Source organism: Pseudogemmobacter sp. W21_MBD1_M6 (assembly GCF_052119585.1).
Lineage (GTDB): Bacteria > Pseudomonadota > Alphaproteobacteria > Rhodobacterales > Rhodobacteraceae > JBGQOJ01.
Map to the genome: position 1 here is coordinate 1 of NZ_JBGQOJ010000005.1, position 23,345 is coordinate 23,345.

The 23,345-nt window shown below is 62.2% G+C and carries 22 protein-coding genes; 13 read left to right on the plus strand and 9 right to left on the minus strand.

Translation table 11 applies throughout. From position 1 onward, the window contains the following. The coding region (locus tag ACEN2R_RS07670) for a site-specific integrase (protein ID WP_442040873.1) at positions 1 to 1,224 on the minus strand (1,224 nt) is incomplete at its 3' end. Positions 1,225 to 1,337: 113 nt separating this feature from the next. Between ACEN2R_RS07670 and dusA the strand changes: the two genes are divergently transcribed. Then, a complete protein-coding gene (gene dusA, locus ACEN2R_RS07675; RefSeq protein ID WP_442040875.1) occupies positions 1,338 to 2,336 on the plus strand; it encodes a tRNA dihydrouridine(20/20a) synthase DusA in 999 nt (332 codons plus the stop codon). A gap of 87 nt (positions 2,337 to 2,423) precedes the next feature. Continuing rightward, positions 2,424 to 3,245, plus strand: coding sequence for a sulfite exporter TauE/SafE family protein (locus tag ACEN2R_RS07680; RefSeq protein WP_442040877.1), 822 nt, complete (start codon positions 2,424 to 2,426; stop codon positions 3,243 to 3,245). A 24-nt stretch (positions 3,246 to 3,269) separates the two neighbouring features. On the opposite strand, the gene ACEN2R_RS07685 is transcribed toward ACEN2R_RS07680, so the two are convergent. Genes ACEN2R_RS07685 through ccmI form a run of 3 tightly spaced genes read right to left on the minus strand, consistent with a single transcriptional unit; the run spans position 3,270 to position 5,208 of the window. After that, positions 3,270 to 3,503: a DUF1289 domain-containing protein gene (locus ACEN2R_RS07685; protein ID WP_442040879.1), complete on the minus strand. Its 234-nt coding sequence runs from the start codon at positions 3,501 to 3,503 to the stop codon at positions 3,270 to 3,272. Then, positions 3,500 to 3,976: a Holliday junction resolvase RuvX gene (ruvX, locus tag ACEN2R_RS07690; RefSeq protein WP_442040881.1), complete on the minus strand. Its 477-nt coding sequence runs from the start codon at positions 3,974 to 3,976 to the stop codon at positions 3,500 to 3,502. Before ruvX ends, ACEN2R_RS07685 begins: the two co-directional genes overlap by 4 nt. Then, complete coding sequence (ccmI, locus tag ACEN2R_RS07695) at positions 3,973 to 5,208, minus strand: c-type cytochrome biogenesis protein CcmI (RefSeq protein ID WP_442040883.1); 1,236 nt, start codon at positions 5,206 to 5,208, stop codon at positions 3,973 to 3,975. The genes ruvX and ccmI overlap by 4 nt, the downstream gene beginning before the upstream one ends. Positions 5,209 to 5,427: 219 nt before the next feature. Here ccmI and ACEN2R_RS07700 point away from each other — a divergent pair, with 219 nt between their 5' ends. The 8 genes from ACEN2R_RS07700 (at position 5,428) to rarD (ending at position 12,955) form a co-directional block, all read left to right on the plus strand. Further along, positions 5,428 to 6,675, plus strand: coding sequence for a sarcosine oxidase subunit beta family protein (locus ACEN2R_RS07700; protein WP_442040885.1), 1,248 nt, complete (start codon positions 5,428 to 5,430; stop codon positions 6,673 to 6,675). A gap of 64 nt (positions 6,676 to 6,739) precedes the next feature. After that, the gene (locus tag ACEN2R_RS07705; protein WP_442040887.1) at positions 6,740 to 7,009 is read left to right on the plus strand and encodes a hypothetical protein; all 270 of its coding nucleotides are present in this window, start codon (positions 6,740 to 6,742) and stop codon (positions 7,007 to 7,009) included. 69 nt (positions 7,010 to 7,078) lie between these two features. Further along, positions 7,079 to 7,237, plus strand: a complete 159-nt coding sequence (locus ACEN2R_RS07710) for a hypothetical protein (RefSeq protein WP_442040889.1) — start codon at positions 7,079 to 7,081, stop codon at positions 7,235 to 7,237. A 72-nt stretch (positions 7,238 to 7,309) separates the two neighbouring features. Continuing rightward, positions 7,310 to 7,633: a sarcosine oxidase subunit delta gene (locus ACEN2R_RS07715; RefSeq protein WP_442040891.1), complete on the plus strand. Its 324-nt coding sequence runs from the start codon at positions 7,310 to 7,312 to the stop codon at positions 7,631 to 7,633. Beyond that, entirely contained in the window at positions 7,630 to 10,641 is a 3,012-nt protein-coding gene (locus ACEN2R_RS07720) for a sarcosine oxidase subunit alpha family protein (protein ID WP_442040893.1), read from the plus strand. Before ACEN2R_RS07715 ends, ACEN2R_RS07720 begins: the two co-directional genes overlap by 4 nt. Then, on the plus strand, positions 10,634 to 11,200 hold the full coding sequence (locus ACEN2R_RS07725; protein ID WP_442040895.1) for a sarcosine oxidase subunit gamma: 567 nt from the start codon (positions 10,634 to 10,636) through the stop codon (positions 11,198 to 11,200). The genes ACEN2R_RS07720 and ACEN2R_RS07725 overlap by 8 nt, the downstream gene beginning before the upstream one ends. Before the next feature lie 86 nt (positions 11,201 to 11,286). Beyond that, positions 11,287 to 11,889, plus strand: a complete 603-nt coding sequence (locus ACEN2R_RS07730; RefSeq protein ID WP_442040897.1) for a superoxide dismutase — start codon at positions 11,287 to 11,289, stop codon at positions 11,887 to 11,889. 121 nt (positions 11,890 to 12,010) lie between these two features. Beyond that, positions 12,011 to 12,955 carry an EamA family transporter RarD gene (gene rarD / locus ACEN2R_RS07735; protein ID WP_442040899.1) on the plus strand — a complete coding sequence of 315 codons (945 nt, stop codon included), beginning with the start codon at positions 12,011 to 12,013 and terminating at the stop codon, positions 12,953 to 12,955. Here the strand turns inward: rarD and ACEN2R_RS07740 are convergent. Continuing rightward, entirely contained in the window at positions 12,892 to 13,449 is a 558-nt protein-coding gene (locus tag ACEN2R_RS07740; protein WP_442040901.1) for a TIGR00730 family Rossman fold protein, read from the minus strand. The two genes, rarD and ACEN2R_RS07740, sit on opposite strands and share 64 nt — an antisense overlap. Before the next feature lie 105 nt (positions 13,450 to 13,554). Here ACEN2R_RS07740 and ACEN2R_RS07745 point away from each other — a divergent pair, with 105 nt between their 5' ends. Further along, positions 13,555 to 14,865, plus strand: a complete 1,311-nt coding sequence (locus ACEN2R_RS07745; protein ID WP_442040903.1) for a LysM peptidoglycan-binding domain-containing protein — start codon at positions 13,555 to 13,557, stop codon at positions 14,863 to 14,865. A gap of 157 nt (positions 14,866 to 15,022) precedes the next feature. Further along, positions 15,023 to 16,852 carry an ABCB family ABC transporter ATP-binding protein/permease gene (locus ACEN2R_RS07750; protein ID WP_442040905.1) on the plus strand — a complete coding sequence of 610 codons (1,830 nt, stop codon included), beginning with the start codon at positions 15,023 to 15,025 and terminating at the stop codon, positions 16,850 to 16,852. A gap of 60 nt (positions 16,853 to 16,912) precedes the next feature. Here ACEN2R_RS07750 and ACEN2R_RS07755 read toward each other — a convergent pair whose 3' ends face one another. Continuing rightward, a complete protein-coding gene (locus ACEN2R_RS07755; protein WP_442040907.1) occupies positions 16,913 to 17,278 on the minus strand; it encodes a hypothetical protein in 366 nt (121 codons plus the stop codon). A 272-nt stretch (positions 17,279 to 17,550) separates the two neighbouring features. Here ACEN2R_RS07755 and ACEN2R_RS07760 point away from each other — a divergent pair, with 272 nt between their 5' ends. Continuing rightward, a complete protein-coding gene (locus ACEN2R_RS07760) occupies positions 17,551 to 17,703 on the plus strand; it encodes a hypothetical protein (protein WP_442040909.1) in 153 nt (50 codons plus the stop codon). 106 nt (positions 17,704 to 17,809) lie between these two features. On the opposite strand, the gene ACEN2R_RS07765 is transcribed toward ACEN2R_RS07760, so the two are convergent. The 3 genes from ACEN2R_RS07765 to ACEN2R_RS07775 all read right to left on the minus strand — a co-directional run bounded on the left by ACEN2R_RS07765 (position 17,810) and on the right by ACEN2R_RS07775 (position 23,201). Further along, positions 17,810 to 18,121, minus strand: a complete 312-nt coding sequence (locus ACEN2R_RS07765; protein WP_442040911.1) for a hypothetical protein — start codon at positions 18,119 to 18,121, stop codon at positions 17,810 to 17,812. Between the two features lie 368 nt (positions 18,122 to 18,489). After that, entirely contained in the window at positions 18,490 to 22,095 is a 3,606-nt protein-coding gene (locus tag ACEN2R_RS07770) for an efflux RND transporter permease subunit (RefSeq protein ID WP_442040913.1), read from the minus strand. After that, on the minus strand, positions 22,092 to 23,201 hold the full coding sequence (locus tag ACEN2R_RS07775; protein WP_442040915.1) for an efflux RND transporter periplasmic adaptor subunit: 1,110 nt from the start codon (positions 23,199 to 23,201) through the stop codon (positions 22,092 to 22,094). Before ACEN2R_RS07775 ends, ACEN2R_RS07770 begins: the two co-directional genes overlap by 4 nt. Between the last annotated feature and the right edge of the window lie 144 nt (positions 23,202 to 23,345).

Below are 23,345 nucleotides of genomic sequence, written 5' to 3' on the forward strand. Positions count from 1 at the left end.
GGCAAAAGCCCCGTGGCCTTCGAACGAAAGGCCGCTTAACATGAGCACCTGACCGGAACGAAACCGGTGCAGGTCCACTCTCTCTCGACCTCCAAACCCGTCACGGGCCGGGACGGCACCCCTCTGACTCTCCGGCCACTCGGCTGCGCGGGTCTCGAGCGGGGAAGGGGCGCGCGACGCGGCAAGCCGGTGCAGCGTTTCCGGGCGGATATGCGTGTACCGGCGCAGCATTTTCCAATCCTTGTGGCCAGTGACCAGCGAGACCTGTTCAATGGCGAAGCCGGCCTCGAACAGGCGGCTTGTGCCCTCATGGCGTAGATCGTGGAAATGCAGGTCCTTCACGCTGACCTCGACGCAGGCGCGCCGGAAGGCCGTTCCGACCGATTTCGAGTTGTAGGGAAAGATCCGGCCCCTTGCGTGCCCGAGTTCCTTGGCCTGTTCGGTGACCAATGCCCAGGCATCGAACCCCGTGGCGGCGAAGAGTGGGATCCGCTGGTCGTTTCCGGTCTTGTTGCGCGGGTCCTTCCTATCGCGGATCATGAGCATCCGGCGGTCGACGTCGAGATCGGTCCATGCGACGCGGCAGATCTCATCGAGCCGCATCGCCGTGGCCACCGCGAACTTCACGATCCGTGTCATCGGCAGGGTCAGGCGTTCGTTGTCATCGAAGCAACGGATGAGGCGGTTCAGCTCGTCCGTGGTGGGGCGACGATCCCGCTCTGTGCCCTTGCCGATAAGGCCGAGCCGCTTGAGCGCGACACGCGCCAGATCAACGGGTTCCGGAGAGATGTCGAGGCCGTGCACGGCTGCCGCATGGGTGATGATCATCTTGATCACGCCGATATCGATGCTGAGGGTCACCGGACCGGCGCCTTGATCGGCGCGCATCTTGCCGTAGTCGATCAGCTTTTGCCGGTCGAGGTGCCCGATCTTCTCCTTGCCCAGATCGCGCTTGAGCGTCTTGAGCGTGGCGGCCTTGCTGCGACGCGGCGGTTTGCCTACCTCGCACATATCGATTATGTGAAGATCGATGAGATCGCCGAAGGTGGTCAGGCGGGAGACGGACGACTTGTTCGGCGCCAACCCCTGATCCACCCGGGTCTCCGCTTGGCGGGCCCAGCGATGGGCATCGTCGCGACGGAGAAACGTCTCGCTCGCGTAGCGGCCCTTTCGTCTGATCTGAACCCGGTAGGCACCGGAGGGGAGTTTGGTGATGGAGGCCATTTTCGTGTGCGCTGTGTGTGCAATGAGTCGTCGTAGAGGGGCAAATTCGGGGATATTGGGGCGTATTCCAGCGTAGCAACATCCGCCGTCAACAGTTTGAAGATAAACAAAAAATGCAAATAAATCAACACGCTAGATTGTCTACGGCCCCGATGATGGACTGGACCGACCGGCATTGCCGCTATCTGCACCGCCTTATGTCGCGCAATGCGTTGCTTTACACCGAAATGGTCACCGCCCCCGCGCTTGTGCGGGGCGATGCGCGGCATTTGTTGCGCTTTGATCCTGCCGAACAGCCGGTCGCCTTGCAGCTTGGCGGGTCTGACCCCGTCGAGCTTGCGCAGGCGGCGAGAATGGGCGCGGACGAGGGGTATGCCGAGATCAATCTGAATGTCGGCTGTCCTTCGGACCGTGTGCAATCGGGGTGCTTTGGTGCGATTCTGATGCAGCGTCCGGCGCTGGTTGCCGAGTGTGTGTCCGCGATGATCGGGGCGCAGGGCGTCGAGGTGACCGTCAAATGCCGGATCGGGGTCGATGACCAGAACCCGGCAGATGTGCTGCCCGACTTTCTGGCGCGGGTCAGCGCGGCGGGCGTCAACCGGTTCCAGATCCATGCCCGCAAGGCGTGGCTGCAAGGGCTTAGCCCCAAGGAAAACCGCGATATTCCGCCGCTGGATTATGATCTTGTAATCGCGATGAAGGCGCTGTTTCCGCATCTGCATCTGTCGGTCAACGGCGGGATCACCACGCTGGATCAGGCCAGGGGGTTTCTGGACAGGGGGCTTGATGGCGTGATGATCGGGCGGGCGGCCTACCACACACCGGCCGACATTTTGCTGGGCGCCGACCGTCTGATCTATGGCGACACCCATGCCACGACGGCAGAGGCGGTCGTGCACGCGATGCTGCCCTACATCGAGGCGCATCTGGCGTCGGGTGGCAAGCTGGGGCAGGTGACGCGGCATATGTTGGGGCTGTTCGCGGGCAAACCCGGCGCACGCGGCTGGCGGCGCATTCTGTCCGAAGAGGGGCACAAGGACGGGGCGGGTCCCCATACCGTTCTGGCCGCGCTGGCAGCGGTGACCGACCTGCAAGAGGCCGCCGAACTCTGACCCCCGCAACCTGACCCCGCGTCGCTTTGGCATTGAAGCAGGGCGCGAAACCCGATTTACCATATCAAAACCTGAATGGAGGGGCCGATGCCCGATTTTGCGACACTTGCGCCCCTGGTGGCACTGCTTTTGACGATTGGTGCGATTGCCGGAATTCTGGCGGGGCTTTTGGGGGTCGGTGGCGGCATCGTGCTGGTGACCGCGTTTTTCTATGCCTTCGGTTCGCTGGGCTATGACAGCGCCTATCTGATGCAGATCTGTCTGGCGACCTCGTTGGCGACGATCGTCGTCACCTCTATCCGGTCTGTTCTGTCGCACGCGAAAAAGGGTGTCGTGGATTGGGCTATCCTGAAAAGCTGGGCGCCCGGCATTGCGGTGGGTGCGATCCTTGGTGTGCTGATCGCGGCCTCGCTGAAATCCTCGACGTTGCAGGCAATTTTCGGCGGTCTGGCCATGCTGATCGGGCTGTATATGGCGTTCGGACGCGCCGATTGGCGGTTGGGCGATGCGATGCCCAAAGGGATCAGACGCGCGATCATTTCGCCGGTCATCGGGTTTCTGTCGGTGCTGATGGGCATCGGTGGCGGGTCGATGGGGGTTCCGCTGATGACGCTTTATGGCCGCCCGATCCATAGCGCGGTGGCAACTGCCGCAGGGTTTGGCCTGTTGATCGCGGTGCCGTCGGTGATCGGTTTTCTGCTGGTGCAGATCCCTGTCGATGTGCGTCCGCCCTTCACGCTGGGCGCGGTGAACATCCCCGCGTTTCTGATTGTCATCTCGATGACGTTGCTGACCACGCCTTTGGGCGTCAGGATGGCGCATTCGATGGACCCGAAGCCGCTGAAGCGGGTCTTTGCCGTCTTCCTGATCCTTGTGGCGCTGAACATGCTGCGCAAGGCGTTCATGTAGGCGAATAGGGCGTCTTGCCGCGGCCTAGCTTTGTGCCAGACGCCCCGCACGGCCCCCACGGCGCTTCGCGATACGCGATGCGCGTGTTGGCAATTCGTCCATCAGGGCGGCGCGTGCCTCGTTGGTCATGCGCGACCATGCGGTGATCTCGTCGATAGAGCGCAAGCACCCCGTGCACAGCCGCTCTGCCGGATGGATCACGCAGATCTTGATGCAGGGCGACTGGACTTCGTCGCGTTTCCAGATGTCGTCGGTCATGTCGCTCGCCTTATGTGACCCATGCGGTCCAGCACACCTTGCAAGATATACCCCGCCGCCACATGATCAATGACCTCGCTGCGACGTTTTCGCGACGTATCCGCCTCTAGCAAGGCGCGTTCGGCGGCGACGGTCGACAACCGTTCGTCCCAATAGCCGATCGGCAGCTCGGTCAGCCGCGACAGGTTGCGGGCAAAGGCGCGGGTCGATTGCGCGCGCGGGCCTTCGCTGCCGTCCATGTTGCGTGGCATCCCAAGGATGAACCCGCACAGGTTTCGGTCGGCGGCGATTTCCAACAGACGCGCGGCGTCCAGCGTGAATTTCTTGCGCCGCACGGTTTCCAGTGGCGTCGCGATGGACATCAACGTGTCCGACACCGCAACGCCGATGGTTTCCGTCCCCAGATCAAGCCCGCCGATGGCGCGGTAGGCGGGCAGGGCCAGCGCGAATTCCTCTGTCGTCTCGAAGATCACTGCGCCACACCTGCCTGAACCGCGGCGGCGTGGATCGTGGCCAGTGCGGCCTCGTTTCCGGCAAACACCGTCTGCGCCTCTGTCCAGATCCTGCCGGCCTGACCGGTTTCGCCCAGCACGCCATAAGCCCCCACCAGCCGCGCCCATTCCTCGGGCGAGCCACCCGATGTGGCGAGACGGTCGGACAGGCCCGCCACCATGCCGCGGATCATCTCCGTGCGGTCCGCGTCGGTCATCTGCCCTGCGGCCTGAATATCCGCCGCATCTGGCCCTTTCAGGCCCGTGACGGGCGGCAGAGTGTAATTCACACCGGCCCGCACCGCGATATCCTCGATCTGGTCGCGGATCGCGGGCACCCAGAGATCATCGGGTGCGCTGTCGTCCAGCAGGGCGCGCCACAGGCGGAACGACAGGTCGGGGCGGTCGACCTGTGCGAACATCAGACCCGAATAATACCGCGCCGTGCCGTTGGTCTGGTCGCGTTGCAGCGCCTGTGTCAGCGCGCGCTCCGCCTCGGGGGACACATAACCGCCCGCAGCCATGATCTGCATATCCGCCAAATCGGCAAAGTCTTGCGCCGTGGCGACATCGCCCTTTAGCGCGATCACGCGCTCTTGTGCGCGGTAGGCCTCGATGTAATTGCCAAGGGCGGCCTCGTTTCCGGCCAGCAAAAGCTGCCCCTGAAGGTCGTCGGGGCGATCCGCCACCGCCTTGCGCAGCTTTTCGACCAGCGCGACATAGGACGGGTCACGCTGTGGAACGGGCAGCTGGCGGGCGGCCTCTAACTCTGCCACGGCCTGCAGGGGCCGGGTTTCGCGGGCAAGGTTGCTGGCGGCAAGCCGTTCAGCCATAGGAAGATCGGGATAGCCCGGCGCACCTGTGAAGGTGTAGGTGACGAAGGCGCCGCCGACCACGACCCAAAGCGCCAGCGCCGCCATCCCGATGGACATGGACCGTGGCACGGGCGTCTCTGCCACATCCGCATGCAGGGCGCGGTCGGCGTCCAGAATGCGGCGGGACACTTCCAGCCTTGTGCGTTCGGCGTCGACGCTGGACATCACGCCGCGCGCCTCGTCGCGGTCCACCTCTTTCAGCTGGTCGCGGTAGACCTGAAGATCATAGGCGGCGGCGGGGTCGGCAATGTCGCGACGGCGCAACAAAACCTGCGCCAGCATACCCGCCACCGCCACCGCCAATGCGCCTGCTACGGCCCAAAATATCCAGTTTTCCATGTCGCCTCCGGTCAGTTCCCCTCCCATGTATAGTCCCGCGGGCCGTCGCAAAAGGTCCATTCGGTCGCAGGTGGTCTCGCGGCCGGTTTTGCGACACGGGGATTCCGACCCTTGTCGCAATTTTCCAATAGAGTGCCGCGCATGGAAGGGGGTAGGGTGGCGCCACATCGCACAACAGACTTGCGGGACTTCCCCCGCCCCAGCCGGATTCGTTTGCCCATGAAACGCTACTCTGCCTTCGCCATCGCCAAAGAGGCCATCCGCTATCATACCGGGTGGGAAAAGGCGTGGCGCTCGCCTGCGCCAAAGGCGAAATACGACGTTGTCATCATCGGGGCCGGGGGGCACGGTCTGGCGACGGCCTATTACCTTGGCAAGAACCACGGCATCACCAATGTGGCGATCATCGAAAAGGGCTGGCTTGGCGGCGGCAACACGGGGCGCAACACCACGATCATCCGCTCGAACTACCTTCAGGATCCTTCTGCTGCGATCTATGAAAAGGCGCGGTCGCTGTATGAAACCATAAGTCAGGACCTGAACTATAACGTCATGTTCAGCCCGCGCGGCGTGATGATGCTGGCGCAGACCCAGCACGAGATCCGTGGCTACCAGCGCACGGCACATGCCAATATGCTGCAAGGGGTGGAAACCCAGTTCATCGGGCCGGAAAAGGTCAAGGAACTGTGCCCGATCATGAACATCGACGGCCCCCGCTACCCCGTGCTTGGTGCCCTGTGGCAGCCGCGCGGCGGCACGGCGCGGCACGATGCGGTGGCCTGGGGTTATGCGCGGGCCTGTTCGGACATGGGCATGGACATCCTTCAGCAATGCGAAGTGACCGGCGTGCGCACCGAGGGCGGCAAGGTCGTCGGCGTCGATACCACCAAGGGCGCGATCGCCTGCGGTAAGGTCGGCATCGTCGTGGCGGGGCACAGTTCCGTTCTGGCGGAAATGGCGGGCTTCCGTCTGCCGGTTGAATCGCTCGCGCTTCAGGCGCTGGTGTCGGAACCGATCAAGCCCTGCATGGATGTGGTCGTGATGGCCAATACCGTGCACGGCTATATGTCCCAGTCCGACAAGGGCGAGATGGTCATCGGCGGCGGCACCGACGGCTATAACAACTATACCCAGCGCGGCTCTTTCCACCACATCGAGGAAACCGTGCGCGCCCTGATCGAGACCTTCCCGATGATCAGCCGCCTGAAAATGCTGCGCCAGTGGGGCGGGATCGTGGATATGACCGGCGACCGCTCGCCGCTGATCTCGAAAACGCCGGTGGGCAATGTGTTTGTGAACTGCGGCTGGGGCACGGGCGGCTTCAAGGCGATTCCGGGGTCTGGCTGGGCCATGGCCGAACTGGTCGCCAAGGGCGAACCCGGACCGCTGGCGGCGGCCTTTGACATGAACCGCTTCATCGAGGGGCGGTTCATCGACGAAAGCGTCGCCGCAGGGGTGGCGCATTGATGCGGAACTTTTCCATCGCAGGTCGCGTTAAGGATATGTCACATAACATATCGGAGACGGACAAATGGCAGACGGCAACAACAGCGGCGGTAACGGCACGCTTATCTTCATTGTCGGTGGATTGGTCGTCGCAGTGGGCGTGCTGTTCTACGTCCTGTCCGGCGGGGATGTTCCCGGTGTCGCGACGGGCACCGGCACCACCAACATCACGGTCGAGGCACCCCAGGGCGGCAGTGCGACGGCGGGCGCGACCGCTGAAGGCGCAGATGCAGGCGCAGACACCGGAACAACAGGCGCGGCGGCAGACGCCACGACTGCACCCGCAGGCAACTGATCAGGGCGGATCTGCCGCCGGTCGGTGGCGGGTCCGGCCCCATGATCCCGACACAAGGACTCTGGGACAATGGCAAACGAAAACAACCGCAATACCACCGCACTCGCGTTTATCGTCGGCGCACTTGTCGTCGTCGTGGCAGTGCTTGCCTACTTCATGCTGGGCGGCGACGTTCCGGGTGATACCACTGACATCAAAATCGAATTGCCCAACATTCAAACCAACTGAACCTACCCCTGAAACACGCCGGTCAGGCGGGCGCTTTGGTGCGTCCGCCTTTCCTGTGTCTGGAGCCCTGCAATGCTGATCCTTGAATGCCCCTATTGCGGCGTCCGCGCCGATGAAACCGAACTGCACGCGGGCGGGCAGGCGCATCTGAAACGCTTTGGTCCGGGGTCTTCTGACGAAAGTTTCGAGGACTACATGTTCATGCGCAAGAACCCCAGGGGGGTGCATTTCGAGCGTTGGCGGCATGTGAACGGCTGCGGCAAGTGGTTCCTTGCGGCGCGGTCCACCACCACACTGGAGGTGTTCGGCACCTATAGCGCGCAGACGACAGAGCCGCCAAAGGCCATTGTCGACGCGATCACCGCAAAATTTCCCGCATGGGAGGGCTATAAATGAGCACTCGTCTGTCCACTGGCGGCCGCCTTCTGAACCGCGGCAAATCCATCGAATTTACGTTTAACGGCAAACGGCTGAAGGGGTATGAGGGCGACACGCTTGCCTCTGCCTTGCTGGCCAATGACCAGATGCTGGTTGGCCGTTCGTTCAAATACCACCGCCCGCGCGGCGTCGTGGCATCCGGTGCCGAAGAGCCCAACGGTCTGGTCAATCTGGGGCAGGGCGGCACGTTCGAGCCGAACCAGCGCGTCACAACGACAGAACTGTTCGACGGGTTGCAATCGACCTCGCAGAACCACTTTCCCAGCCTTGAATTCGACGTCGGCGTGGTGAACAACTATGCCGCGCGGTTCCTGCCGGCGGGGTTCTATTACAAGACCTTCATCCATCCGCGCGCCGCATGGAAACATGTGTTCGAACCGATCATCCGCAAATCCGCCGGTCTGGGCAAAGCCCCCAAAGACCGCGACGCCGACCGCTACGAGCATTTCCATGCCTTCGTTGACGTTCTGGTCATCGGCGGCGGCATCGCGGGCCTGCAGGCGGCAAAAGCGGCAGGCGAGGCGGGCGCGACGGTTCTGATGGTCGAGCAGACCGCGCATCTGGGCGGTCGTGCCCCTGTGGATGGTGCCGTGATCGACGGGATGCCTGCGGATGATTGGGTGAACATCACCCGTGAAGCCATTGAGAAGATGGATAATGTCACGATCCGAACCCGCACGATGGGCGCGGGTGTCTATGACCACGGCTATGCGCTTGCCTACGAGCGGCTGACCGACCACGCCCCCGCAGCGGACCTGCCGCGTCATCGGTTGTGGAAGATCCGCGCGGCGCAGATTGTCACTGCGACCGGCGCGATAGAGCGGCCCTTGTCCTTTGCGGGCAACGATATTCCGGGCGTGCTTCTTGCCGCCGCAGTGCGCGATTATGTGGTGAATTTCGGCACGTCTCTTGGGGATCGAACCGTTGTCGTCACCAACAATGACGACGCCTACCGCACGGCCATCGCCTTGAAGCAGGCGGGGCTGGAGGTGCCTGTGATCCTTGATGCCCGCGCGGTGGCGGACGGGGAACTGCCCACCGCCGCCCGTGCCCTTGGCATCCGCGTCGAGACCGGCAAGGGCATTGCCCGCGTCAAAGGCGGCAAGCGCGTGACCGCTGTCGCGATCTGTGCGCAGGCCGGCGAAGGGGCCGCGCTGGAAGAGATCGCCTGCGATGCGGTCGCGATGTCCGGCGGCTGGTCTCCGGTGGTGCATCTGTGGTCCCATTGCGGCGGCAAGCTGACATGGGACGAGGCGCAGGCGCATTTCCGCCCCGACGCAACCCGCGCCCCCACGGGCGCAAAGGGAGAGGCATTTGTGATTGCCGCAGGGATCGCCAATGGCGCGATGACCACGGCGGATGTTCTGGCCGATGCCGATGCGGCGGGTAAGGCGGCGGCACGGGCTGCCGGATTCACCCCCAAGACATCGCATGTTCCAGCGGCAGAGACGGTGCAGGAGGCACCGATGGCCCCCGTCTGGATCATGCCGCAGGGCGCAAGCATCCAGTTGCGGTCGAAAATGTGGCTGGACTATCAGAACGACGTAAAGGTCGCCGACGTGCAGCTGGCCGCCCGCGAAGGGTTCGAAAGCGTCGAACACACCAAACGCTATACCACGCTTGGTATGGCGACGGATCAGGGAAAGTTAAGCAACATCAATGGTCTGGCGGTGCTTGCTGACAGCCTGAACATGGGCATTCCGCAGGTCGGCACCACCACCTTCCGCCCGCCCTATACCCCCATTTCCATGGGGTCTATCGGGGGCGAGGCGCGCGGTGAGATCTTCCAGCCGCTGCGCAAGACCCCGATGCACGCCTGGCACGAGGCGCATGGCGCCTATTGGGAACCCGTGGGTCACTGGCGCCGGACCTATTGCTATCAAAATCCCGGTGAAAGCATCCATGATGCCGTGACCCGCGAGGTGAAGAACACCCGCCAAGCCCTTGGTTTGCTGGACGCATCCACGCTGGGCAAGATCATCGTCAAAGGCCCCGACGCCGGCCGGTTCCTTGATATGCTCTACACCAACATGATGAGCACGCTGCCGGTTGGCAAATGCCGCTATGGGTTGATGTGTTCGGAAAACGGGTTCCTGTCGGATGACGGTGTGGTCGCGCGGATCGACGAGGACACATGGCTGTGCCACACCACCACCGGCGGCGCGGATCGCATCCATGCCTGGATGGAGGACTGGTTGCAGTGCGAATGGTGGGACTGGAAGGTCTACACCGCCAATGTGACAGAGCAATACGCGCAGATTGCCGTGGTCGGCCCCAATGCCCGCAAGGTGCTGGAAAAGCTGGGCGGCATGGACGTGTCCAAGGAAACGCTGCCCTTCATGACATGGGCGGATGGCACCCTTGGCGGGTTCGAGTGCCGCGCCTACCGGATTTCGTTCTCGGGCGAGCTGTCCTACGAGATCGCCGTGCGCGCGTCTGACGGATTGGCCTTCTGGGAGGCGTTGATGGTGGCAGGGGCAGAGTTAGGCGTGATGCCCTATGGCACCGAATGCCTGCACATCCTAAGGGCCGAAAAGGGCTTTATCATGATCGGGGACGAGACCGACGGCACCGTGATCCCGCAGGATTTGGGGTTGGGCTGGGCGATTTCGAAAAAGAAAGAGGACTATCTGGGCAAGCGCGCGCAGGAACGGCCGCATATGACCGACCCGAACCGGTGGAAGCTGGTCGGGCTGGAAACACTGGACGGATCGGTTATTCCCGACGGCGCCTATGCGGTCAGCGCGGGGCATAACGCCAACGGCCAGCGCAACACCGAAGGGCGCGTCACCTCGACCTATTATTCCCCGACGCTGGACCGGGGCATCGCGATGGGTCTGATCCATCACGGTCCCGACCGGATGGGCGACGTGGTGGAGTTTCCGAAACTCGACGGCACCGTTGTGAAGGCGAAGATCGTTGATGCTGTGTTCTTTGATAAGGACGGGGAGAAGCAAAATGTCTAACGCTGTCAGTGCGTTGAACGGCAAAGCTGCCACAGGTTTCGCACAGGTGGCGGACAAGGGGCTGTGCGGGATGATCACCCTGCGCGGCGATCTTGCCTCGGCCCCTGTGAAAAAGGCGGTCAAGGCGGCGGTGGGCATGGAGGTGCCGGGCCAGCGTGCCATCCTTGGGGACGGCGACAAGGCCGTCGCGTGGATGTCGCCGGATGAGTTATTGCTGATGGTGCCCTACGCCGACGCCGCAGCGACGCTTGCCGCCGTCACAAAGGCGCTTGGCAATGCGCATGCGCTGGCGATCGATGTGTCCGACGCGCGCGCGGTGATGACCGTGACGGGCGACGGCGCGGCCGAGGTGCTGGCCAAGGTCTGCCCCGTTGATCTGTCGCCCGCGACATTCAAGCCGGGCGAAGTGCGCCGCACCCGTCTGGCGCAGGTCGCCGCCGCGATCTGGATGTCGGGCGAGGGTGAATTCACCCTGGTCTGTTTCCGCTCTGTCGCGGATTATGCCTTTGGTGTATTGTCGACGAGTGCTGCAAAAGGGTCCGAGGTCGGGTATTTCTGATCCGACGGACGGGCAGGGGTTGACCTTGGCCGCCCGTGCCCTCCATCTAGCACACGTAATTTTTGCACCAACAAGGGGGCTGACCAATGGCTTTTGAACTTCCCGATCTTCCCTATGCCCACGATGCGCTTGCTGCACATGGCATGTCTGCGGAAACATTCGAATATCACCACGATATCCACCACAAGGCCTATGTCGACAACGGCAACAAGCTGATTGCCGGGACCGAGTGGGAAGGCAAATCCGTCGAGGATATCATCACCGGCACATATGCCGCCGGGTCCGTTGCGCAGAACGGCATTTTCAACAATGCCTCGCAGCATTGGAACCACGCCCAGTTCTGGACCATGATGGGCCCGAACGGCAAAACCATGCCCGGTGCGCTTGAAAAGGCGATCACTGACGCTTTCGGTTCGGTTGCCAAGTTCAAGGAAGATTTCGCCGCGGCTGGCGCGGGCCAGTTCGGCTCTGGCTGGGCATGGCTGGTTCAGGACAAGGACGGCAGCCTGAAGGTCACCAAGACCGAGAACGGCGTCAACCCGCTGTGCTTTGGTCAGACCGCACTTCTGGGCTGCGACGTATGGGAGCATTCCTACTACATCGATTTCCGCAACAAGCGTCCGGCCTACCTGACCAACTTCCTCGACAACCTTGTTGACTGGGAAAATGTCGCGTCCCGCCTTGCCTGAGGTTGATGGTGTCGGGCCTTGACCTGACCCGGAAAAGAAGCACGCCCCGCAGGTCAATCTGCGGGGCGTTCTGCATTGAAGTGGCGCGGATGAATCTGCGATCCGGCGATAGGGCGGGCCAATGAACGAAGCGACCAAAGGCATTCTTGCGATGATTGCGGCCTGCACTGTCTGGGGGCTGTCGGCGCTGTATTACAAGATGATCGCCCATGTTCCGCCCCTGGAGGTTCTGTCGCATCGCACGCTGTGGTCGTTGGTGTTTTTCGGCGTCGTGCTGGCCGTTCAGGGGCGGCTGGGGCAGATCGGAGCGATCCTGCGCAACGGGCGCACGCTGGGCGGTGTGGCGCTGGCCGCGTTGATGATCAGCGGCAACTGGTTTCTGTTCATCTTTTCGATCCAGATCGGTCATGCGGTCGAGGCAAGCCTTGGCTATTACATCTTTCCGCTGGTGTCGGTCATTCTGGGCGCGGTTTTTCTGCGCGAAAGTCTCAATGCGTTTAAATGGGTCGCGGTTGCCCTGGCGGGCGTGGCGGTGACGGTTTTGACCCTTGGTCTGGGGGTGCCGCCCTGGATCTCTTTGGCGATTGCGCTGACCTTCGGCTTTTACGGGCTGATCAAGAAACAGGTCGCTGCGGGGCCGGTGGTGTCGGTCACGACCGAGGTGCTGCTACTGGCCCCTTTGGCCGGGGTCTGGTTGTGGGGCGTGCACACGCAGGGCTGGACAGGGATCGCGGGGCGGACCGGGGCTGCGTTCGGCAGCAATTGGCACGACAGCCTGATCCTGATGGTGTCGGGCCCGCTGACCGCGCTGCCACTGATCCTGTTCAGCTATGCGTCAAAGCGGGTGACGATGGCGACGATCGGGCTGGCGCAATACGTCAACCCGACGTTGCAGTTCCTTGTCGCGACGCTGGCCTTCCATGAGCCGTTTACCTTTTGGCACGGGCTCGCCTTTCCGCTGATCTGGGCGGCGCTGGCGCTTTATTCGGCGGAAACCCTGCGTCAGGACAGGGTCTTGCGCAGGGCGGCTGTCAGGGCGGGCACATCGGGCAGAACGGTGACATAGGTTTTCAACGTGCCCTCGGCAAAGCCTTCGGCGATGACGTGATCCATAAGGTCGACCAGCGGGTTCCAGAACCCGTCGGTGTTCAGCAGGTAGATCGGCTTTTGGTGCAACCCCAGTTGCCGCCATGTCAGCACTTCAAAAAACTCGTCCAGCGATCCGGCCCCGCCCGGCAGCACCACGATCGCGTCGGAATTCATGTACATGACCTTTTTGCGCTCGTGCATGTTTTCGGTTACGATGAACTGTGTCAGGTCGCGTTTGCCCACCTCGCGGTCCAGCAGATGCGCGGGGATCACGCCAAAGGTCTGGCCCCCCGCCGTTTGCGCCGCCCGCGCGACAGTGCCCATCAGCCCGACATCGCCCGCGCCATAGACCAGTCGCCAGCCTTCCTGCGCCAGAACAACGCCAAGGTCGGTTGCGGCCTGAACGTAAGAGGCGCGGATGCCATTTCGCGATCCGCAATAGACGCAAATTGAGGGGCGGGACTGGGCCATTGATAAAATTCCATTCTGTGCGGGTTTCTTTGACCCCTGATAACGGGCTTGTTATGGTCAGTTCAAGCGCGCGCTATGCGGCGACGTGCGTAAGGGGATGACAAGATGACAAGCTGGTCCGGTCTGGGGATGAGCGGCAGAGTGCTGGCGGGCGGGCTGACCGCCGCGGCCATCGCTGTGGCAAGCTATTTACTGTTTCAATACAAGACGTCGCCGGTGCCTTTGCCGGTGGCCGACATTGCGCCGTTGGCGGCTCCTCCAGCCATGGTCGAGGCACCCGTTGCGGTGCCCGCAGACAGCCCTGCTGCGGCAGCGCCCGCAGCGGCCCCTGCACCGAAGGTGGTCGCGGGGGCAGACAAGACCCCGCCCGCATTCGACGTGGTGCGGATCGACGCGGCGGGGAATGCGTTGGTTGCGGGGCGGGCGATGGCCGGTTCGGCGGTCGCCGTGCTGATGGACGGGGCCGAGGTCGCGCGCGCAACGGCGGACGGGCAGGGCAAGTTCGTGGCCCTGTTCACTGCCGCCCCCGATGACGCGCCCCGTGTCGTGACACTGAGGATGGAAACGGACACGGACGCTGTCGCCTCCACCGAGAGCATTATCGTGGCACCGGTTGTTGTGGCCCCTGTCGTTGCAGAGGTCACAGTGCCGGAGGCTGTTGTGGACCAGACGAGAAGTGCCGCGCTGGCGGATGCCACAGAGCCTCCCACAGAGCCTCCCACAGAGCCTGCCACAGAGACGGTTGCAGAAACGGTTGCAGAGCCGCCCCCAACCCCTGCGGCCGAAGGCGTGGCAGCGGCAGATGCCGCACCAACAGCCGGGCTGCCCCCCCAAACCACACCTGCCACAGTCGAGACGCAAGCGCCTGTGGTGATCTTGGCGGATGACACCGGCCTGCGGGTTTTGCAGGCCCCTGGGGCGCAGCCCGATCGCGCCGATATCGCGCTTGATACCATCACTTATGATGCCGGGGGCGAGGTGACGCTGGCAGGGCGCGGCAAGAAATCGGCGCTTGTGCAGGTTTATCTGGACAACAAGCCGATCCGCAAAACTCGCATCACCGAAAGTGGCGATTGGAGCGCGGAACTGTCCGATGTCGCCTCTGGCATCTATGCCTTGCGGGTCGACCAGACGGACGAGGCGGGAAAAGTCACCAGCCGGATCGAGACGCCGTTCAAGCGAGAATCGGCAGAGGTTCTGGCCGAGGCCGCATCGGTTTCACCGTCCGATACGGACAAGTTGCCCGAAACGCGGATCAGCGTGGTCACGGTGCAGCCGGGCAATACGCTCTGGGCCTTGGCGCGCGACGCTTACGGCGAGGGACCGCTGTTCGTCCGTGTGTTCGAGGCGAACCGTGACCGCATCCGCGACCCAGATCTAATTTATCCCGGTCAGGTCTTTACCCTGCCTGAATGAGCCCCTCGAAGGCTGGCCGGCAGCGGGCAAGGCGCAAAAAAGGCGAGTATTTTTGCCGAGAAGATAAACGAGGGTTCAGGAAGGGCCACAGGCGCGTGCCGTCTCTGGCCTTTCCTGCTTTTGCCGCCTAGGGTCCGCGTGATCCTGGAGTGACCCGATGCGCCGCCTGACCCCTACCGATGCCAATCTGAACACCTCTGCCCGCCTGAGCGGTCTGCGGACGATCCGCCGTGTGGCGCCCTATCTTTGGCCGGCCGAGCATCCTTGGGTGAAACATCGGGTGGTCTGGGCGCTGCTTGCCCTGTTGCTGTCCAAGGTCATTGCGGTCACCACGCCGTTTTTCTACAAAGAGGCGGTGGATTCTCTGGCGCAGGGCAATGTCAGCCCTGTGTGGGTGATGGGAGCGGGCGCTGTGGGGCTGACCGTGGCCTATGGCATGGCGCGGCTGATGAGCGTCGGTTTCGCCCAGTTGCGCGACGTGATCTTTGCGCGTGTCGGGCAGCGGGCCCTGCGGCAACTGGCGCTTGAAACCTTTACGCATATCCACCGCCTGTCGATGCGATACCACATCACCCGCAAGACCGGCGGGCTGAGCCGGATCATCGAGCGCGGCGTCAAGGGCGTCGATTTCCTGCTGAGGTTCCTTTTGTTCAGCATCGGGCCGCTGGTTCTGGAACTGGTGATGATTTCGGCCATTCTGTTTGTGGTGTTCGATGTCTGGTATCTGGTCGCGGTGGTCGTCACGATTACGCTGTATGTCTGGTTCACCTTTGCGGTCACCGAATGGCGCGTGAAGATCCGCAAGGAGATGAACGATCAGGACACGGACGCGAACCAAAAGGCCATCGACAGCCTGCTGAATTTTGAGACGGTCAAGTATTTCGGCGCGGAAGAGCGCGAGGCCGCACGCTATGACAGCGCGATGGAGCGCTATGTGGCCGCGGCGCTGAAGACGAACTACACGCTGGCGTTCCTCAACTTCGGGCAATCCCTGTTGATCACCGCGGGTCTGGTGGTGGTCATGGTTCTGGCCGCAATCGGGGTGCAGAACGGGCAACTGACGGTGGGCGATTTTGTCATGGTCAATGCCTATATGGTGCAGATCACCATGCCTTTGAATTTTCTCGGGACGGTTTACCGCGAAATCCGGCAGGCGCTGATCGACATGGCCGATATGTTCGACCTGCTGGAACAGCCGTCAGAGGTGCAGGACAAGCCGAACGCGCCGCCCCTGAAGGTCACCGGGGGTGAGGTTGCCCTGCATAATGTGCATTTCGGTTACGACGCGGCGCGGCCCATTCTGAAGGGCGTCAGCCTGACGGTGAAACCCGGTCAGACGGTGGCGATTGTCGGGCCGTCCGGGTCGGGCAAATCCACCATCGGGCGGTTGTTGTTCCGGTTCTATGATGTGACCAGCGGCGCGCTGACCATCGACGGGCAGGATCTGCGCGACATCACCCAATCCAGCCTGCACGCGCAGATCGGGGTCGTGCCGCAGGACACGGTGCTGTTCAACGATACCGTTCTGTACAACATCGCCTACGGCCGCCCCGATGCAACCCCCGCCGAGATCGAGGAGGCCGCGAGGGCCGCCAAGATCCACGACTTCATCGTCAGCCTTCCCGAGGGATACAAGACCATGGTGGGCGAACGCGGGCTGAAACTGTCGGGCGGCGAGAAGCAGCGCGTCGGCATCGCGCGGACCTTGTTGAAGAACCCGCCGATCCTGCTGCTGGACGAGGCGACCAGCGCCTTGGATACCCAGACAGAGCGCGACATCCAGGACAGCCTGAAGATGATGGGCGAGGGGCGCACGGTGATCACCATCGCGCACCGTCTGTCGACAATCGCGGATGCCGACCAGATCATCGTGTTGGAAGACGGCGTCATCGTAGAGCGCGGCGTTCATGCCGATCTGGTGGATGCGGGCGGGCGCTACTCCGGCATGTGGTATCGCCAGCAATCCGAAGAGGAAGACGCGGCCTAGGCCGGCATCCGCCTGGCCCGCGTTCGCAGGGCCAGGCGGGTGCACTACTGATCGCCCGGTTCAGGTGCCGCTCTGGTTGGTGTTCTGGTTCGTATTCCTGTTCCTGTATTGCTGACCCGTCACCGGATCAACTGGATCGACGGGGGTAACTGCGGGGGGTGGTGTGACGGTGCCAGGTGCGCCCGACACGCCCGACGCAGGCATCGCTGCGGGTTGCGCGACCACACCCGCGATCAAAGGACAAAGCGGCAGGTCCGCAGTATACACGCCGCCGATCGGAACAGTGGGTGGGCGACACGACGGGTCGCCGTATTTGTTGAATACCGGCTCTGCATAAATCGGTTCCGGCGCCTTTGCAGGTGCGCACGCGGCAAGGATGGCCACCAGTCCAACCCCGAGGATTGCAGTGTGCTTTAATCTCATCATCTGTCCTTCCTCAAAACATCAACAGCGATCAGTGTGCTGATCACAGGAACAGCACTATCAGGTGTCTAGGTGCGTTGAATTGACCGTGATCAACACGCGCGTGCTGACCAAAGGCGGCCTGGAATCGGGGGAGCGGTATGTTTGTTTGATCCTTCCCGCCCTTCTTTGACTTTGGTCAATGCCGAACAGGCGGGGGCAGGCAAGGGTTGTAAATCGAGAGGGCCTGCGTGATCCCGTGCTGTCCGGGATATTTAGCAAAGGAGGGTCGTGCGTTGAAACAATCCCTATGGCTGGTTCTGGCCTTTTCCATACTGTCGCTGGCTGGCTGCGCAACCAATGGCACCTATCCTGTCAGTGGCGAAGTGTGCAGGCCGGATGATCCCGTTAAACAGCTTGATGCCAGCGATTGCCTACCGCCGGTTTAAGGGGGCGATTGGCAGGCCGTTGCAGGCCGCGATAACCGGGTGAGGGCAGCCTTGGCGGGTGGCCGGGATGCGGTGCGGTGTGGCGCGGAAGGGGCAGTTGTGGTTTTTAGTCCGCTGCTTTGCCATTCTTGGTTGGTTGGCGGAATTCTGAAAGAGAGCGAGCGAGGCTCAGCCAGTTCTCTGCGAAGCCTCGGCCCGCGTCCCCGACTGGAAAGCAGGTTTCCCCATCGTTTGCTTTTCGATCTGGATTTTCATAGGGATACCGTCCTTTGGAAAGCTCGGCATTTCCCGCGCGCCACTCTGAAATCCGGTCCAAAAGACCAAGCTGCTCTTCCGAAAGATGTTGTCGAAGACCGACTTTGTCTTCCTCTAAAAGCTTATCCAGTTGCGCGTTATGGCCATCGTATGCATGCGCCACATCTTCAAAATCCGGGCCTGACTCGTCCGAGACGGGGGATGCCGTATGGTCACACGAAACGATTTCAGGAAAAGTTCCGACGCGATGAAACTCAGGTGGTGCACGACATGCCAATTGGGAAAGGCAAGGAAGCCGGATTTTGCGCTTTCTTTTTCGTATACTACTTCTGCTGCATCGAGATATGCCATTGCAGCGTTATAGACTGGATTGGGCCCCGCCCCTGCCGATAGTTCATAAGTTTGAAGGGGCAAGATATTCTCCTGATAGAGCGCTCTTTATCAACGATGGGATACACCCGCGCTTGACTGCGTAAAGGCACCTTTTTATCGCTGACAAGCCCCGACCGAAGGCCGGGACTTGCGGTGTTGCTATTCGGCGGCGCGCAGGGGGGTGCTTTTGTTTGCGGCCTTCGGTTTGGCCCGCGACTTGGCCTTTTCCTTGGCGCGCTGGCCCTCGGTTTCTGCCAGATCGTGTTCCGGCTGGTCCCAAAGGATCGTCGGAGAGCCCACCTTGCGGGCCGCCTTGCCAAGCGCCAGATCCCGCGCCTGCGCACTGTCGCGTCCCAGCGATAGCGCCTTCAGGCGGTTGACAGAGCGGTAGGCGCCGGTTCCTAGCCAGATGCGCAGCGCCAGCATCGAGGGGGTGAAGACCAGCGTCAGAACCGTCGCGATGCCAAGGCCGAAAACCACGGCGGTGGCCAGCTGTTTCCACCACAGGGCAGTCGGGCTGTCGATGGAATAACCGCCGTTGATGAAGTCGAGCGAGAGGCCGAACATCATTGGCGCAAGGCCTGCCATCGTGGTGATCGTGGTCAGCAGAACGGGGCGGATGCGCTGTTCTGCGGTGCGCACGATTGCCTCTAGTCTGGGCATGTACTGGCTGAATTCCTGATAGGTGTCGATCAGCACAATGTTGTTGTTCACCACAATCCCCGCCAAGGCCACGATGCCGGTGCCGGTCATGATGATCGAAAAGGGCTGCTGCATCACCAGCATGCCAACCAGCACGCCCGCCGTGGACAGAACCACCGCCAGAAGCACCAGAACCGCGTTGTAGAAGCTGTTGAACTGCGCCAGCAGGATGATGAACATCAAGGCAAGCGCACCCGAGAACGCCTTCATCAGGAAGGCGCCTGATTCCGCCTGATCCTCTTGGTCGCCGGTCCATTCCCATGTGACGCTTGCGGGCAGGGGCTGGTCTGTGGTCAGCCAGCCGGTCAGGGCCGCGATCCGCTCGTTCGCGTTGATCGGCTCGCCTTTGTCGTTGGTCATGCCAGCGGTGACATCGGCCTTGACGTCAAAGTAGCGCTGTTGCCCGATCCGGTCGATCTGGCCCAGCTTGGCCACCGGCTTGCGGGTGATGAAGTTGGACAGGGGCACCAGCCCGTCGGCGGTGCGGACCTTCAGCGTGTCCAGCGTGGACAGAACGCGGTCCTGTTCGGGCAGGCGCACGCGGATCTCGATTTCCTCGTCCGAGGTATCGACGCGCATCGTGTCAAGCAAGATGCCGCGCGTCACCAGTTGCACCATGCCGCCGACGGTGGCCACATCCGCGCCGTAACGTCCGGCCTTTTCGACATCCACGTCGATCTGCCAGTCGATGCCGGGCAGGGGGCGGCTGTCCTCGATGTCTTTCAGGGCAGGGGTGCGTTCAAACCTGGCGCGCACCGTGGCGGCGGCGGTTTGCAGATCCTGCCAGTTGTCACCCTTCAGGCGCAGGTGCACAGGCTTGCCCGATGCGGGACCGCGTGACAGGTTCAGAATCTCTGTCTGTATCCCCGGAATCGTGGCCAGCGCGGCTGTCAGTCGGTCGATCACCAGATCGCCGTCGAGGTCCGCGTTGCCGGCGCGGTCTTCCCATGGGATCAGCTCGATCTGGATCTGGCCGATGGTGTCCAGCGGTTCCTGCGCACCGCCATTGTTCGAACTCAGCCCGCCCTTGCCGGCAAAGGCAAAGGCGTTGTCGATGCCCTTGATGCCCAGCACCCTGGCCTCTGCCTGCCGCACCAGATCGTCCTTTTCCGCAAGCGAGAGGTTGCCGCGGGCGCGGACATAGACGATGGCCTGCTCCGGCTCTGACTCGACGAAGAATTCAACGCCGTAGTTGTTCTTGCCGAAGTATCCGAAGGTGGTGACCACAAAGAAGACGACCGCGCCGATGGCGACAAGGGGCATGACCGGATTGCCGGTGATCAGCTTTATGAACCAGCCGAACGGGGTCCGCCGATAGCCCGCGTCGATCTTGCGCGGGGTGCGGTGTATTTTCGCGGCCCCCAACGTGATCGACGACAAAATTGCGCCGCCAAGGAACATCGCGGCACCGGGCAGCCATGCGGTTGCCGCAGGCAAAGGAGAGGTGCCGCCGAACAGATACCCCGGGTTCAGCGACTGCATCGCCCCCAGAAACACCAGATAGGCCGAGGGCACGACCAAAGCGGCCCGCACCAGCCACGGCAGCCCCATCAGCGCGTCAGACCCGTGACCGAACATGCGCGACATACGGCCCGCGACGCCGCCCATGACCGGCAGATAGATCAGCGCGACGACAAGGCTGGCGGACAGCACAAAAATCAGCGTGACGGGCAACATGCCCATGAATTGCCCCGGAACGCCCGGCCAGAACAGCATCGGCAAAAAGGCGCATAGCGTTGTGGCCGTGGAGGACACGATGGGCCAGAACATGCGCTTTGCGGCCTCGGTGAAGGCGTGCATCGGGCCGACGCCCTCCTGAATACGCTTGTCGGCGTATTCGACAACCACAATGGCCCCGTCCACCAACATGCCAACGGCCAGAATCAGGCCGAACATGACGATGTTGGAAATGCTGATGCCCATGATCGCCAGAAGCGCGAAACACAGCAGAAAAGAGGTGGGGATCGAAAACCCGACCAGAAGCGCAGAGCGGGTGCCCAGAGAGGCCAAGACCACGATCATCACCAGCGCGATGGCGGTCAGAACAGAGCCTTCAAGCTGCGATACCATCGAGGCGACCTGCCGCGACTGGTCGTTCGATGTGCCGACGCGGATCGCCGATTGCAGTTCCGCAGGCCATGTCGCGCGTTCCGCGTCCACCGCCGTTTTCACAAGGGCGGAGGTGTCGATCAGGTTATAGCCCTTCCGCTTGACCACTTGCAGGGCCACGGTCGTCTCGCCGTTGAACCGTGCGGTGCCGGTGCGGTCTTCGAAGGTCAGCCGGATGCGGGCCAGATCGCCCAGCACGACAACGCGGTCGCCGTTGGTCTTGACCGGCAGGTTGTAGATGTCCGTCACCTCGTTGAAGGACGAGGGGATCTTGACCGAAAACGCACCGCCGGGGGTTTCGACCTCGCCCGCAGCGATCAGCTGGTTGTTGTTGCGCACCACGCCGATCAGCTCTGCCGCGGTGACGTTGTAGGCCTCCAGACGCAGGGGGTCGATCTGGACCTCGACCATTTCGTCCCGCTCGCCCGCCAGACCGGCCTCCAGCACGGGCTCCAGCGCCTCAAGCCGGTCTTGCAGGCCCTTCGCTACGCGGATCAGCGTGCGCTCCGGCACAGCCCCCGTCAGGTTGACGATGATGATGGGGAATTCGGAAAAGTTGATCTCTGTGATCGAGTATTTATCGGCGCCTGCGGGGAATTTCCCTTCGGCGGTATTCATCTTGTCGCGCACATCGGCAAGGATCTTGGACTTGTCCCAGCCGAATTCGAATTCCAGCGCGACACCGGCGTAGTTTTCCGATGCCGTGCCGCTGATCTTTTTCAAACCGTCCAGATCGGACAGTTCTGTTTCCATGACCTTGACCAGCAGTTTCTCGCTGTCTTCGGCAGAAATACCGGGAAAGGGCACCGAAACGAAAAGCGCCGGAATTTCGATGTCGGGCTCGCCCTCTTTCGGCAGGACACTATAGGCATAGGCCCCGGCCACGATGGACAGGACGATAAAGGCAACCACCATCCGGGCGCGCGAGGCGGCCCAATCGACCAGTCCGGTCATTGCTGCGTCTCCTGCAATGTCACATCCAGTTTAACACCATCCGTGACGAAATCCTGCCCCACCACGATCACTTTTGCGGTCTCCGGCAGGCCGGTGACCCAAATGCCCTCGACGGTATCGCGCAGCGGGGTGACGGGCACGAATTCCGCACGGCTGTCATCGCTGGCGATCCGCACGCCGATTGCGCCCTCGTCATTCAGCACCATGGCCGATTGCGGCAGCAGATGCGCCTTAAGCCCGTTCGATGCGATCACGATTTCCGCCGTCTGGCCGTCGCGGATCGCAAGGTCGGCATTGGGCACCTGAATTTCCACGCGAAAGGTGCGGGTTGTCACATCGGCAGAGCGTGACAGGAATGTCACCCGCCCCGCGACCTGGGTTCCGGATGCCAGCCTTGCGCGGGCCATCGACCCTACATTGACCTTATCAACGTCGGTTTCGGGCACGAATCCCACCAGTTTGATCGGGTCAAGCTGGATCACATTGGCGCAAAGCGCACCGGGTTGCAGCAAGGACCCCAGTTCCGCCGTATCGGTTTCAAGCAGTCCTTCGAAGGGGGCGGCGATGGTCAGACGGCTGATTTCGGTCTGCGCGGCGGCCACACCGGCCTGCGCCGATTGCAGCGTCGCCTCTGCCGAGACCTTGCGCGTTTCCGAGGCAAATCCGCCCTCGGCCAGCTTGTTTGCGGCGACCGTGTTGATCGTTGCTTCGGCCAGCCGGGCCTGCGCCTCTGACAGCGACGCACCGCGCGTGCCGGGGTCCAGCTGGCACAGCGGCTCGCCCGCACTGACAAAGCTGCCCTTGCGCTTCGGCTCTGATATCACAAGGCCTGATGTTTCCGCGCGAACCTCGACGGCACGCGCGGCTTCGGTCTGGCCACGGACCAGAACCGCATTCTCGATGTCTTTCGCGGTTGAAACCATGGCTGCGACAAGAACCGCCTTGTTTGTGTCGGGTGCGGGCTGTTTTACCGGGGACGGCTGTTCTGCCTGCACCGCTTCGGGCGCGCCGGTGGTGGCAAATCCCAATAGGCGCTCGCGCTCGAACACCAGTAAATAAAGCGAGCCGGACACAAGAACGGCGATAAGAAGGGGAAGGAAACGCATCAAGGCCTCTTTGACAGTGCGTCAACCAGACGCCGTGAAATCTAAAATGCTGCATGAACCGACATACAGCGACTATGTGTCATTACGCTAAACTGCTCGGTTCAGATTAAACTTTCCCCGTTGACCGCGCAAGTTCATCCTGAG

Coding starts and splice junctions, on each gene's coding strand:
- dusA (WP_442040875.1), top strand. CDS start 1,338: ATGCAAATAAATCAACACGCTAGATTGTCTACGGCCCCGATGATGGAC.
- ACEN2R_RS07680 (WP_442040877.1), top strand. CDS start 2,424: ATGCCCGATTTTGCGACACTTGCGCCCCTGGTGGCACTGCTTTTGACG.
- ACEN2R_RS07685 (WP_442040879.1), bottom strand. CDS start 3,503: ATGACCGACGACATCTGGAAACGCGACGAAGTCCAGTCGCCCTGCATC.
- ccmI (WP_442040883.1), bottom strand. CDS start 5,208: ATGGAAAACTGGATATTTTGGGCCGTAGCAGGCGCATTGGCGGTGGCG.
- ACEN2R_RS07700 (WP_442040885.1), top strand. CDS start 5,428: ATGAAACGCTACTCTGCCTTCGCCATCGCCAAAGAGGCCATCCGCTAT.
- ACEN2R_RS07705 (WP_442040887.1), top strand. CDS start 6,740: ATGGCAGACGGCAACAACAGCGGCGGTAACGGCACGCTTATCTTCATT.
- ACEN2R_RS07710 (WP_442040889.1), top strand. CDS start 7,079: ATGGCAAACGAAAACAACCGCAATACCACCGCACTCGCGTTTATCGTC.
- ACEN2R_RS07715 (WP_442040891.1), top strand. CDS start 7,310: ATGCTGATCCTTGAATGCCCCTATTGCGGCGTCCGCGCCGATGAAACC.
- ACEN2R_RS07720 (WP_442040893.1), top strand. CDS start 7,630: ATGAGCACTCGTCTGTCCACTGGCGGCCGCCTTCTGAACCGCGGCAAA.
- ACEN2R_RS07725 (WP_442040895.1), top strand. CDS start 10,634: ATGTCTAACGCTGTCAGTGCGTTGAACGGCAAAGCTGCCACAGGTTTC.
- ACEN2R_RS07730 (WP_442040897.1), top strand. CDS start 11,287: ATGGCTTTTGAACTTCCCGATCTTCCCTATGCCCACGATGCGCTTGCT.
- rarD (WP_442040899.1), top strand. CDS start 12,011: ATGAACGAAGCGACCAAAGGCATTCTTGCGATGATTGCGGCCTGCACT.
- ACEN2R_RS07740 (WP_442040901.1), bottom strand. CDS start 13,449: ATGGCCCAGTCCCGCCCCTCAATTTGCGTCTATTGCGGATCGCGAAAT.
- ACEN2R_RS07745 (WP_442040903.1), top strand. CDS start 13,555: ATGACAAGCTGGTCCGGTCTGGGGATGAGCGGCAGAGTGCTGGCGGGC.
- ACEN2R_RS07750 (WP_442040905.1), top strand. CDS start 15,023: ATGCGCCGCCTGACCCCTACCGATGCCAATCTGAACACCTCTGCCCGC.
- ACEN2R_RS07755 (WP_442040907.1), bottom strand. CDS start 17,278: ATGATGAGATTAAAGCACACTGCAATCCTCGGGGTTGGACTGGTGGCC.
- ACEN2R_RS07770 (WP_442040913.1), bottom strand. CDS start 22,095: ATGACCGGACTGGTCGATTGGGCCGCCTCGCGCGCCCGGATGGTGGTT.
- ACEN2R_RS07775 (WP_442040915.1), bottom strand. CDS start 23,201: ATGCGTTTCCTTCCCCTTCTTATCGCCGTTCTTGTGTCCGGCTCGCTT.